Below are 12,326 nucleotides of genomic sequence, written 5' to 3'. Positions count from 1 at the left end.
TCTTTAGACTTTCGCCGCAAATGTAATGACGCCGATTTGTACCCAGATTGCGGGCGTCCACCTGGCCTTTGGCGGGGTGAAGTGCAGCTAAAAGGGTGTGTCCAGCGTTGATGGCCACCCGCAAGGGTGGCCTTTTTTTGTTCCCCGCCCTACGCTTGCTCCCTCGCACTCCGTCTTCGGCCTACCATTAAGGCAGACGCTATGATTGAACTTAGCAACGTTAGTAAAACCTATGGCAGCGGCGACAGCGCCGTCCATGCTCTTCAGAATGTTAATTTAACGATTCCCAAAGGCACTATACACGGCGTGATTGGTCTGTCCGGTGCGGGCAAATCGACGCTCATTCGCTGCGTCAATCTGCTAGAACGCCCCACTAGCGGTAGCGTTTTGGTGGATGGTCAAGAAATGACCGGTCTGCGCCGTCGTGAGCTCAACCATGCTCGCCATCGTATTGGTATGATTTTTCAGCACTTTAACCTGCTCACCACGCGGACCGTGTTTGATAATGTCGCCCTTCCCCTGGAGCTGATGGGCGAAAAGCGCAGCGCTATCAAAAATCGTGTTCTGCCGCTATTGGAGATGGTGGGCTTAGCCGATAAAGCGAAGCAGTACCCTGCCCAGCTTTCCGGCGGCCAAAAACAGCGCGTGGCCATTGCCCGCGCCCTGGCCAGCAAGCCCAACGTGCTGCTATGCGACGAAGCGACTTCAGCCCTCGACCCGCAAACGACCAGTTCAATCCTTGAACTCCTCAGGGATATCAACCATCAGTTGGGGATTACCATTCTGCTGATTACCCACGAAATGGAAGTGGTGAAATCGATTTGCCATCGGGTAAGTCTGATCTCTGACGGCAAGCTGGTAGAAGACGCGGAAGTCGGCGACTTCTTTACTGCGCCAGCCACCCAGCTTGGCCGCGACTTTTTGATCGACTTTCTACAGCTCAGTCCTCCCAAAGAGCTTTTGGAACGCCTGGAAGAGAGCCCCAGCGAACATACACATCCGGTGGTACGGCTGACTTTCTCAGGCGATGCTGTCTCCACGCCGCTCATTTCTCGCTTGGCGCGTGAGTGCAGCGTCGATGTCAGCATTTTGCAGGCCAAAGTCGAGTCCATTCAGGACCGCACGCTTGGCCTAATGATTGCCGAATTACTGGGCAGCCATGAGCAAACCCAGCAAGCCATGTCCTATTTAGAAGCGCATCAACTACAGGTGGAGGTACTCGGCCATGTCCAGCGCAATGTTTGATCTTATTTTACAGGCCACGCTGGATACCCTTTATATGGTGGCAGTGTCCGGCGTCATCGCTACACTGCTTGGCCTGCCGCTGGGCGTAATGCTTTATGTCACCCGCCCGCGGCAAATTCTGGCGATGCCGGTGCTTAACCCAGTGTTGGGTATCATTACCAATATTGGCCGCTCAATTCCCTTCATCATTTTGATGGTGGCCATCATCCCCTTCACCCGCATGCTGGTAGGTACGTCTATCGGCATCAACGCCGCCTCCGTACCGCTGACCATTGCGGCAATTCCGTTTGTGGCTCGCCTCATTGAAGGCGCGCTCAACGAGATTTCTCCAGGGTTAATTGAATCGGCACAATCCATGGGTGCGACGCCTTGGCAAATTATTACCAAGGTGCTGATTCCCGAAGCTCGCGGCGGCATTATTACTGGCCTCACCATTACGCTCGTCACTCTGGTGAGCTACTCAGCCATGGCAGGCGCAGTAGGCGGCGGCGGCCTTGGCGACCTTGGCATTCGCTATGGCTACAACCGCTTCAAACCACCCAGCATGCTAATCACTGTGGTGATTCTAGTGGTGCTGGTACAAGGGTTCCAAAGCCTAGGCGACTATTTAGTGCGCAAAAGCGACCGTAAATAGTCATAGCCAGCGCCTTTCATCAACATAGCCAAATATAACAAAAACGCATTAGACTTGCGTTTCTTATTCCCTCATCATTGCACCACGATGCATAACGACACTGGAGTAACGCCATGCAAAAAGTCATTATCGGCAGCCTGACCGCGCTTGCACTTGCCATCAACGTTGCCAATGCGGAAACCCGTACCATTAAAATGGGCACCGTAGCTGGTCCTGAAACCGAAGTGATGGAAGTCGCCGCTCGCATTGCCAAAGAAGAGTACGACCTGAACGTCGAAATCATCGAGTTCACTGACTACGTAACGCCGAATGCCGCACTGGCCGATGGCAGCCTGGATGCCAACGCCTACCAGCACGAGCCCTACATGCAGGCGATGGTGAATGACCGCGGCTACGACTTTGCCATTGCCGGTTACACCTTCGTGTATCCCATCGGCGCTTACTCTGAAAAGTACGACAGCATTGATGAGCTGCCGGACGGCGCGCAAATCGCGCTGCCCAACGACCCTTCTAACGAAGGTCGTGCGCTGATTCTGATGCACAATGAAGGCCTGATCACCCTAAACGATCCGACCTTCCTGGAAGCGACGCCGATTGATATCGCCGAAAACCCGCGTGACTTCCGCTTCCGCGAAATCGAAGCCGCCCAGCTTCCCCGCGTCCTTCCCGACGTGGACATGGCTTTCATCAACAACACTTTTGCCCAGCCGGCTGGCTTAAGCCTTGACGACGCGCTGATCAAAGAAGGCCCAGAGTCTCCTTATGTGAACCTGATTGCCGTGCGTGGTGGCGATGAAGAGCGTGAAGAGATTCGCCAACTGGTAGACGCCTACCAGCGTGACGAAGTCATTGAAAAAGCCGAAGAGCTGTTCAAAGGTGCAGCGGTACCGGGCTGGACCGAAGAGTAATTTTCCGGCCGCTCGTTTAAGCACGATCTTAAGTGCTATTTTCAGTACTATTTCAAGTACTATCTTAAGTAGATCTGAAGCATTATCAGGCCAGCCGAGAGGCTGGCCTGATGCGTTTTCACCAAAGGAGACGGTATGTCGACAACCGATTACACGCTGTTAAACCGCCAGTTAGAGGCTTTGCTGGATACCCGCGACTGGCTGACCAACAGCGCCCAAACCTGCGCGTTTATTCAGCAGGAGCTCAGCGAGCTGAACTGGGTCGGTTTTTATCTTCAGCGCGAAGCGCAGGTGCTCTGCCTGGGCCCTTTCCAGGGCAAGCCTGCCTGCCACCCCATCCCGTTTAGCAAAGGGGTATGTGGCGCAGCAGCACGCGAGCAAGCCACCCAAAGAGTCGACGATGTGCACGCCGTTGCTGATCATATCGCCTGTGATGCAAACTCGAACTCTGAACTGGTGGTACCTATCGTGACAGATGGCTTTGTCTGGGGTGTTCTGGATATCGACAGCCCGCAACATGCGCGCTTTAGTCAAGAAGACCAAGTTGGCATCGAGTAACTGGTCGCCACATTCATGCGCCAGACAGACCTGCCCCACTTTCTTTGATTCAAGGCCGGGCAAGCCAGGCGCGCACGCACAAAAAAGCCCCGCTCATTGAGCGAGGCTTTTGAAATATGGTAGGACCAGGCGGATTTGAACCGCCGACCTCCACGATGTCAACGTGGCGCTCTAACCAACTGAGCTATGGTCCTAGAAAATATTTGCACTCATAAAACTGGCGCTCTAACCAACTGAGCTATGGTCCTGCTGTGCAACGGATGCGTATTCTACGGCTTCATAGCTGAATTGCAAGTAGTTTTTATTCTTCACACCCTTACCAACGAGTACCTTATCGCTGTTTCTATGAATAATGTCGACACTTATCAAACCTAAGGACTAAGCTGGACATAGATTAATACTGATCGCCCGTGAAATAAGGAGGTAAGTTTTGCTAGGGCCTTTGCTAGGATGCATCGCCGCTTTACTGCTACTTCCCACGTTAATTGCTCGAAAAAAATTGCGCTGGTGGTGGATACGCAGTTTTGAGTTTCCCCGCCTGCAGATTGCCTGACTCGCTGGGGTATGTGCGCTAGCAAGCTGGATGCTGCTGGAGCCAGGTAAATGGCGAATGGCATCGACAGGCTTATCGCTGCTTACCCTGCTGATACAGCTGCGTTACATCATCCCTTGGACGCGTCTCTGGCCCGTTCAAGTGAAATCGACCCATGAGGCGCCAAGCAATCAAAAAATCACCCTGCTGATCGCCAATGTGCTTACTCCGAATCGCAAGGCGGATAAATTGCTCAGTATGATTGAGCAATACCAGCCCGATATTGTGCTAACGCTGGAGTCGGACCAGTGGTGGCAGGATCAACTGGATCAAGCGTTAGAGGATAAGTGGCCTAATAGCGTCAAAATTCCGCTCGATAATCTTTACGGCATGCATATGTCTTCGCGACTAACCCTCAGCGAGACCGAGGTAAAGTGGCTGATTCAGGATGACATTCCCTCTATCCATACCTATGTCACGCTGGAAAGCGGCGACAGAATCCGCCTATACGCTCTTCACCCGCGTCCGCCAGCACCCAGTGAAAGTGAGAAGTCGCTCTGGCGCGATGCTGAACTACTGTTAGTTGGTAAGGAAATTCATCGCCACCCTTCTGCCACTCTGGTCGCAGGCGATCTAAACGATGTTGCTTGGTCGCGCACCACCCGACGCTTCTGCCGCATCAGCGGCATGCTTGACCCTCGTCGTGGCCGGGGCATGTTCAGCACGTTTCACGCTAACTACCCGGTCCTGCGCTGGCCGTTAGATCACGTCTTTGTCAGTGAGCACTTTACGCTGGACAGCATGCAGCGCTTGGATGCCTTTGGGTCTGACCATTTCCCTATTCTGGCCACACTCTGCTATCGCCCTACTCGCCAGAACGAGCATGAAACACCAAAAGCCAGTCAAGAAGAGCGCCAGGAAGCCAGCGAAACCATTGAAAAGGGCAAAACGGAGACGCAGCAAACTTAACCGTTTTACCCAATCGCTAGGCGTAGGATGGAATAGGTTACTCGGGCACACCGCCTTGCGTTAATACGGTGGGATCAAGCAGGCGCTCTAGGGTGGCGCGGTCCAGGTCAGTCTCCTCTTCCGCGACATCGATAATCGGCCGTCCTGCTTGATATGCCTTTTTAGCAATCGCGGCGGCCGCGTTGTAGCCAATCACACTGTTCAGCGCGGTCACCAAAATCGGGTTACGCGCCAGCGGCACCTGCAGGTTATCTTCACGCACTTTGAAAGTTGCGATAGCACGCTCAGCCAACAGCTTGGCGGTATTACTCATCAGAGTAATTGACGTGAGCAGATTAGACGCCACCAGCGGCAGCATAACGTTAAGCTGGAAATTCCCCCTCCGCCCCGCCACTGTGATCGCCGTATCTAACCCCATCACCTGCGCCGCCGCCTGTGCCGCCGACTCGGGAATCACCGGGTTGACTTTGCCCGGCATAATAGAGCTACCCGGCTGCAGCGCTTCAAGCTCAATTTCACCCAGCCCGGCCAGCGGCCCCGAGTTCATCCAGCGTAGGTCGTTGGCGATCTTCATCACCACGCAGGCGAAGCCTTTCAGCTGGCCGGATAATTCCACCGCAGCGTCTTGCGAAGCCAAGCTGGCAAAAAAGCTATCGTTAGGAACAAAAGAGAGACCCGTTTGTTGGCTCAGTTCTTTCGCCATTAAGTCAGCAAAGCCCTCTGGCGCGTTAATCCCCGTACCCACTGCAGTACCACCCTGGGCAAGGCGGCATAACCGCACCATCGCACTGTCAAAGCGCTCAATGGCTTGCCCCACCTGGCTAGACCACGCCCCTAACTCTTGATCCATCCGCAAAGGCATAGCGTCCATCAAATGGGTACGCCCGGTTTTAACGACATGGCTGAGTTCGTCAGCACGGCGATCAATGGTCGCTTGTAGCGCGACTAATGCAGGCCTCAGTGACTCATTCACGGCGATAGCGGCGGAGAGATGGAGCGCCGTCGGGATCCCATCGTTACTGGATTGGCCCATATTAACGTGATCGTTGCGCGCCACCTCGACCCCTCACGGCTAGCCAACGTCGCCAGCACCTCATTCACGTTCATATTGGTGGAGGTGCCCGAGCCAGTCTGGAAAACGTCAATGGGGAAATGGTCGTCATGCTGGCCATCAATCACCGCTTGTGCGGCTTTTTCGATAGCCTGCGCGCGCTCGGCATCTAATAGACCTAGCTGGTGATTGCTACGAGCAGCCGCTAGCTTAATGCGTGCCACGGCATGCACAAATGCCACCGGCATGGGCGTGCCTGAGACGGGAAAATTATTAATGGCACGCTGGGTTTGGGCACCGTAAAGCGCCTTTGCCGGTACCTCAAGCTCTCCCATGCTATCTCGTTCAATACGCGTATCCATTCCACACTCCTGTTAAGTCATCAGCAGCATTTGAACTAACACCACTCCATTGATAACGATTCTCTCTACGCTTCAGCCTAGCCACCCCGCCCGGTTTGGTAAACCACCAAGCTGGCTGGGCGCGTTTTCAAGGTTTATTTTGCCCAAATTGTTGCACTGCACAAAACCGCTTGCTATGCTGCAATGCAAGATAACCCAGATCAGTAACGGTGCATTCCTTAGCTCGCCGTCGCTGATAAACGAATCGTCTTGGGTTTAGCTTAGCAGCCCACAGACCTTAGCAATGGCACAGGAGTGTTGATTATGCGTACCTTTAACACCAATGAAATGACTCAGCAGTTCGATAACCTGTTTATGGCTCCGGCACGTGCCTACATGAGCCTCAGCATCGACTATTCTGAAAAACTGCTAAACGCTCAGCTAGACGCTAACAAAGCCTATGTTGATACCGGCATTGCACAAATGCGCCAGCTGATGAGCGTTAAAGACGCTGAGGGCCTGCGCAGCTACATGGAAGGCCAGCAGAAAGTAGCCAAAGAGTTGGCTGAGCGCGTCAAAGGTGATGCAGACAAAGTGGTATCACTGCAGCAGGACTTCTTGCAGAAGAGCCAAAAGCTGACGGAAGATAACGTTAAGCAGGCACAAGCTACTGCCAGCAAAATGAGCAAAACTGCCTAATGTTGAACTGATCGCGAAAGCGATTCAGCAACTTAAAAGCGGCTAGATGACGCCCTTGCCAGTTCTCTGGCAGGGGCGTTTTACCAATTAAGCGCGGATTTCACGAAAGGAATGGTGAGTTTGCGTTTCGCAGAGAGTGACGCTTGATCCAACGTTTCCAACGCTCGACACAGCTCCCCTAGCTCCCTTGGGCCACGATGCATAATGTAGCGTCCAACGTCATCCGGTAGTTGCATCCCGCGGACATTCGCACGCAGCTTTAAGGCGGCCAAGCGATCACTATCATCCATAGGATGTAGATGAAACGTTACCCCCCAGGCAAGACGCGATGCCAAATCCGGTAGGGCTACTTCCAAGTGGCGTGGAGGCTTATTGGCGGCAATCAGTAATGCTTTGCCCGCATCCCGTAAGCGATTAAACGCGTGAAATAGCGCTTCCCCCCAGCGCTTAAGGCCTATCACATACTCAAGGTCATCAATCGCGACTAAATCAAGACGCTCAATATCCTCTAGCATCAGCGGGGGGAAATGACCTAAATCAGCCAGAGGTAAATAGAGCGCTCGTTTGTCTTGATCAGAGGCCGCATGGCAGGCCGCTTGCAAAAGATGGCTACGGCCACTGCCCGGCGCGCCCCATAGATAAAGAAACGGCTCTGAGCCAGGCATTAGCTGATGGCTTAAGTGGTCTACCAACGAAGCATTGGCACTGGATGCGTAGTAATTATTAAACGTAGCATCGTCGCGCAGCCCTACCCCAAGCGGTAGCTGTGCCGGTACTCGGCTCATGATGACTCCCTTTTGTCGTCGCGACCCAGCTCATCATGCTGTGTTTGCTGTTCTAATGGTTCTGACCGTGCATCATACAGCGCACTATTTTTATAACGATCTTTTACTTCTCGCAGCAGCACCATAATCACCGCCGCCGCCGGAAGCGCTAACAACACCCCAGTTAAACCAAAGAGATCCCCCACCCGCCAGTACGGCAAAAATAACTGCTACCGGATGCAGGCCAATCTTATCGCCTAATAGCTTCGGCTGCAGCACCACGCTTTCAGCCACTTGCCCCAGACCAAACACGGCAATGACGCCTAGTAGCGCCCACCACGTATCAAACTGAAACAGTGCCACCACCAGAGCAATTACTAGCCCGACGATAAAACCTAACAACGGCACGATGCTCAATAGCCCAGAGAGCACGCCAATCAGCAGGCCAAAGTTAAGCCCCAGCAGGGTTAAACCCACTGCGTAGATAATACCCAAGCAAAGCATGACCAGCAGTTGACCGCGTAAAAACGAGGCTAATACCTCATCACAGCGACGTGCCAAGCGAAACGTATCGTCCACCCACTGGCGAGGTACTAGATTCGCCATATTGTTAAGCATGCGCTCCCAATCCAGCAGCAAATAAAACGTCACCACAGGAATCAGCGCTACATAGGTGACCCAAGAGACAAACGCCATACCCGAGCGGCCAATCTGGCCTAACGCCTGGGCAACGTAACTACCCGCATCACGCCAGTTTTCAACCAGCGTTTCACGTACATTGCTCAGCTCGGAGGCGAGGTCATAGCCCGTCCACTCTTGCACCTGTGGAGCCAATACGCCTTCAATCCAGTTAAGCACGCCCGGGAGCGCTTCGCCCAGTTGCTTAATCTGTTGCACCACCAGCGGAATAAGAATAAGTAAGCTCAGCGCCAGAACAATCATCAGGACTAAAAACACGCTGCTGACTGCCCAAGTACGCTTCATTCCCAGGCGTTGGAAATAATTGGTCAATGGGTCGGCCAAGTACGCCAATATCAACCCAGCAATAAAGGGCATCAGTACTGCATCGAGAAAGTAAACCGTGCCAACCAGCGCGACAAGTAGCGCAATTCCCCACCTTGAGTTTCTCATTCCACGCTCCTTCCTGGATATACGGTCAGCGGTAATGCTTGAATAGTAACAAAAGTTGCTCGCAGCGCACCTGATAACGCGTCACATCGATGCGACTTACGTCGCTGAGTGATACAATCGCACCCCGTTATTGCTCCGGCACTGGCTACTTGCCAGCACAATCGCATTGCAGCTTTGCATAGGCTTCACAGGACCTGTCATGACCGAGACCTCTCCCTCCCAGGCTACTCCCTCTCTCAGCTACAAAGACGCAGGCGTCGATATTGATGCCGGCAACGCCCTTGTTGATCGTATCAAGCACGTTGCCAAGCGCACATCACGCCCTGAAGTGATGGGTGGCCTTGGCGGTTTCGGCGCACTGTGCGAGCTGCCCGCGGGTTATAAACAGCCGGTACTCGTCTCAGGCACAGACGGGGTGGGCACTAAACTGCGTCTGGCAATGGATCTTGGCAAGCATGACACTATCGGCATCGACCTGGTAGCCATGTGTGTGATGACTTGATCGTGGCGGGTGCCGAGCCGCTACTTTTCCTGGACTACTATGCCACGGGCAAACTGGATGTGGATATTGCTGCCGACGTAGTGACCGGTATTGGCGCTGGCTGCGAGCTAGCAGGCTGCGCACTGGTAGGTGGTGAAACCGCAGAAATGCCCGGCATGTACGAAGGCAGCGATTACGATCTGGCTGGCTTCTGCGTAGGCGTTGTCGAGAAGTCTGAGATTTTGGATGGCAGCAAAGTCGCTGAAGGCGATGTGCTGCTCGGTCTGGCCTCCTCTGGCCCCCACTCCAACGGCTACTCGCTGATTCGTAAAATTCTAGAAGTCAGCAATGCTTCCCTGGAAGAAACCGTTGACGGCAAGCCACTAGGCGATGCCTTGATGGCCCCTACGCGCATCTATGTAAAATCACTGCTCTCCATGATGCGCGGCACCGACATTCCCGTACATGCCCTTTCGGACATTACTGGCGGCGGCCTGCTGGAAAATATCCCCCGCGTTCTACCAGACACCCTGGCAGCACACATTGACCTCACCAGCTGGCAGCGCCCTGAAGTGTTTAACTGGCTGCAGGCCAAAGGCAACGTCAACGAAACCGAAATGCACCGCGTGCTGAACTGCGGTATTGGTATGGTCATCGTGGTGCCCGCAGAGCAGGCAGCGAACGCTAAGGCGCACCTTGAGGCCCAGGGCGAGACCGTTTATCAAATCGGTCAGATTATTCAGCGCCAGGACGAGGCGGTCGTACTCGACCACACCCAAGCGAGCCACAACGCATGAGCAGCACCGACTACAGCAGCGACACCCTAAACGGCATGACGCCTGATCCTGTGGGCGCACGCCGCGTGGTGGTACTGATCTCTGGCAGTGGCAGTAATCTACAGGCGCTCATTGATGCTCAGCGGCATGACCGCTTGGGCGGTGAGATCGTTGCAGTGATCTCCAACGAGCCCGATGCCTATGGCTTGAAACGTGCCCATGAAGCAGGCATCGAAGCGGTAGTACTTCCCCATCGTGAATACGATAGCCGCGATGCTTACGATGGCGCGCTGATCAAGGTGATAGAACGCCACGAGCCAGACGTTATCGTTCTAGCGGGCTTTATGCGCATTCTAACACCGCGTTTTGTACAGCGTTTCTTGGGGCGGATGCTTAATATTCACCCCTCACTGCTGCCGGCTTACCAGGGCTTGAACACCCATGCACGTGCATTAGCTGATGGCGCCTCGCACCACGGCTGCAGCGTACACTCTGTCACTGAAGAACTCGATGGCGGCCCCGTTGTGCTGCAAGCGGAGCTGCAGGTTAGCTCAGATGACACGGTGGAGACGCTAAAGGAGAAAGTCCACGCGCGCGAGCACCTGATCTTCCCGATTGCGGTGCAGTGGTTCCTGGAAGGACGCCTGCAGTACAACGCAGAGGGTGCCACCATGGACGGCCACCCGCTTCCGCCGTACGGCATGCGCCTCTCCCATGCGGATGCCGCTGAAGAGCTGGATGAAGAGATCGACGACGCCTAATCTCTCAGAGCCTCCGTTAAAAAAAAGCCTTGCCGCAGTGATGCGGCAAGGCTTTTTTAGTAGCACAGAAGGCGTATTAGGTACGCGGCAACGTCACGCCACGTTGGCCCATGTACTTACCACCCCTATCTTTATAAGAGGTTTCACACACCTCATCCGACTCCAGGAAGAGCATCTGGGCGACGCCTTCATGGGCATAGATCTTCGCGGGCAGGTTGGTGGTGTTGGAGAATTCCAGCGTCACGTGCCCTTCCCACTCAGGCTCCAGCGGCGTCACGTTGACGATGATGCCACAGCGCGCGTAGGTGGATTTGCCCAGACAAATGGTCAGCACATTACGCGGGATGCGGAAATACTCCACCGTCCGCGCCAGCGCAAAAGAGTTTGGCGGAATGATGCAAACATCGCCCTTCACATCGACAAAGCTTTTGTCGTCGAAGGCTTTAGGGTCAACAATCGCCGAGTGAATGTTGGTAAATACCTTAAACTCATCGGCGCAGCGTACATCATAGCCATAGCTGGAAGTACCATAGGAGATCACCCGCTGATCGTTCACATAGCGCACCTGCTCTGCCTCGAAAGGCTCGATCATGGCATCGCTCTGCGCCATTCGGCGAATCCACTTGTCTGATTTAATGCTCATCGGTTACTTCATCACTCGCTAAAAGAAATCGTAGGGCCGCCGCTTTGGCTAGCTCTGCCGGACTGCGCTACTTGGCTGGCAATCTCGGCAAAGGTACGGCTAACGGCCCTGCCTGGCGCGGAAACCACGCTTGGGCGTCCAGAATCTGCCAGCTCGCGAATCGACAGGGTCAGCGGCAAACGTCCCAACACGGTAGTGTCGTACTCCTCCGCAATACGGTCGCCACCGCCAGTGCCAAAAATCGCGGCTTCATGGCCGCACTTCTCGCAGTGGTACAGGCTCATGTTCTCCACCACGCCCAGCACAGGCACGTTCACTTTGCGGAACATTTCGATGCCTTTACGGGCATCCAATAGCGCGATGTCTTGCGGTGGCGTGACGATCACAGCACCAGATACCGGCACTTTCTGCGCCAGCGTTAGCTGGATGTCACCCGTGCCCGGCGGCATATCGATCAGCAGAAAATCCAGGTTATCCCACTGAGTTTGGGTCAGCATTTGTTGAAACGCACCCACTACCATCGGGCCACGCCATACCATGGCATCCCGCGTGTTAACCATAAACGCCATCGACATGGCCTGAATACCGTGGGCTTCCAACGGCAGAAACTTATTATCTGCCGCCGCCTGAGGACGCACACCCTCTTCTACACCCAGCATTTGTGCCTGGCTGGGGCCATAAATATCTGCATCCAAAACGCCTACACGATAGCCCTGTGCAGACAGAGCCAGCGCTAAATTGACGGTCACGGTGGATTTACCAACGCCACCTTTGCCGGATGCCACTGCCACAATATGTTTTACACCATCCATCAATGGCACTCCCGTTGTTTG

9 protein-coding genes, 1 tRNA gene and 4 pseudogenes are annotated in these 12,326 nt (G+C 54.3%); 8 read left to right on the top strand and 6 right to left on the bottom strand.

All coding sequences use genetic code 11. The annotated features are described in order from the left end of the window. Window positions 1–201 precede the first annotated feature (201 nt). From B4967_RS16830 to B4967_RS16815, 4 genes are all read left to right on the top strand, one after another. Entirely contained in the window at window positions 202–1,245 is a 1,044-nt protein-coding gene (locus B4967_RS16830; RefSeq protein ID WP_083026459.1) for a methionine ABC transporter ATP-binding protein, read from the top strand. Then, window positions 1,226–1,879, top strand: a complete 654-nt coding sequence (locus B4967_RS16825; RefSeq protein WP_083026457.1) for a methionine ABC transporter permease — start codon at window positions 1,226–1,228, stop codon at window positions 1,877–1,879. Before B4967_RS16830 ends, B4967_RS16825 begins: the two co-directional genes overlap by 20 nt. A 113-nt stretch (window positions 1,880–1,992) precedes the next feature. Next, the gene (locus tag B4967_RS16820; RefSeq protein WP_083026455.1) at window positions 1,993–2,787 is read left to right on the top strand and encodes a MetQ/NlpA family ABC transporter substrate-binding protein; all 795 of its coding nucleotides are present in this window, start codon (window positions 1,993–1,995) and stop codon (window positions 2,785–2,787) included. 135 nt (window positions 2,788–2,922) lie between these two features. Next, window positions 2,923–3,345, top strand: a complete 423-nt coding sequence (locus B4967_RS16815; RefSeq protein WP_083026454.1) for a GAF domain-containing protein — start codon at window positions 2,923–2,925, stop codon at window positions 3,343–3,345. A 117-nt stretch (window positions 3,346–3,462) separates the two neighbouring features. On the opposite strand, the gene B4967_RS16810 is transcribed toward B4967_RS16815, so the two are convergent. Then, a tRNA-Val gene (locus tag B4967_RS16810) sits at window positions 3,463–3,539 on the bottom strand. A 236-nt stretch (window positions 3,540–3,775) separates the two neighbouring features. Between B4967_RS16810 and B4967_RS16805 the strand changes: the two are divergent. Continuing rightward, window positions 3,776–4,846: pseudogene (locus B4967_RS16805) on the top strand (endonuclease/exonuclease/phosphatase family protein). Window positions 4,847–4,883: 37 nt separating this feature from the next. On the opposite strand, the pseudogene B4967_RS16800 reads toward B4967_RS16805, so the two are convergent. After that, window positions 4,884–6,259 (bottom strand): annotated as a pseudogene (locus B4967_RS16800) (class II fumarate hydratase). Between the two features lie 303 nt (window positions 6,260–6,562). Here B4967_RS16800 and B4967_RS16795 point away from each other — a divergent pair. Beyond that, a complete protein-coding gene (locus tag B4967_RS16795; protein WP_044628312.1) occupies window positions 6,563–6,937 on the top strand; it encodes a phasin family protein in 375 nt (124 codons plus the stop codon). An 80-nt stretch (window positions 6,938–7,017) separates the two neighbouring features. Here the strand turns inward: B4967_RS16795 and hda are convergent, their stop codons facing one another. After that, the gene (gene hda / locus B4967_RS16790; RefSeq protein WP_083026452.1) at window positions 7,018–7,722 is read right to left on the bottom strand and encodes a DnaA regulatory inactivator Hda; all 705 of its coding nucleotides are present in this window, start codon (window positions 7,720–7,722) and stop codon (window positions 7,018–7,020) included. Next, window positions 7,719–8,832 (bottom strand): annotated as a pseudogene (locus B4967_RS16785) (AI-2E family transporter). Before B4967_RS16785 ends, hda begins: the two are co-directional and overlap by 4 nt. A gap of 199 nt (window positions 8,833–9,031) precedes the next feature. Between B4967_RS16785 and purM the strand changes: the two are divergent. After that, a pseudogene (purM, locus tag B4967_RS16780) lies at window positions 9,032–10,110 on the top strand (phosphoribosylformylglycinamidine cyclo-ligase). Further along, window positions 10,107–10,850, top strand: a complete 744-nt coding sequence (gene purN / locus B4967_RS16775; protein ID WP_083026450.1) for a phosphoribosylglycinamide formyltransferase — start codon at window positions 10,107–10,109, stop codon at window positions 10,848–10,850. The pseudogene purM and the gene purN overlap by 4 nt, the downstream one beginning before the upstream one ends. A 76-nt stretch (window positions 10,851–10,926) precedes the next feature. Here the strand turns inward: purN and dcd are convergent, their stop codons facing one another. Beyond that, a complete protein-coding gene (gene dcd / locus B4967_RS16770) occupies window positions 10,927–11,493 on the bottom strand; it encodes a dCTP deaminase (protein WP_044628317.1) in 567 nt (188 codons plus the stop codon). Window positions 11,494–11,504: 11 nt separating this feature from the next. Continuing rightward, window positions 11,505–12,305: an iron-sulfur cluster carrier protein ApbC gene (gene apbC, locus B4967_RS16765; protein ID WP_083026449.1), complete on the bottom strand. Its 801-nt coding sequence runs from the start codon at window positions 12,303–12,305 to the stop codon at window positions 11,505–11,507. Window positions 12,306–12,326 lie beyond the last annotated feature (21 nt).

It is taken from the genome of Vreelandella lionensis, assembly GCF_002087295.1.
Lineage (GTDB): Bacteria > Pseudomonadota > Gammaproteobacteria > Pseudomonadales > Halomonadaceae > Vreelandella > Vreelandella lionensis.
This window is presented reverse-complemented; position numbering and strand designations above follow the sequence as displayed.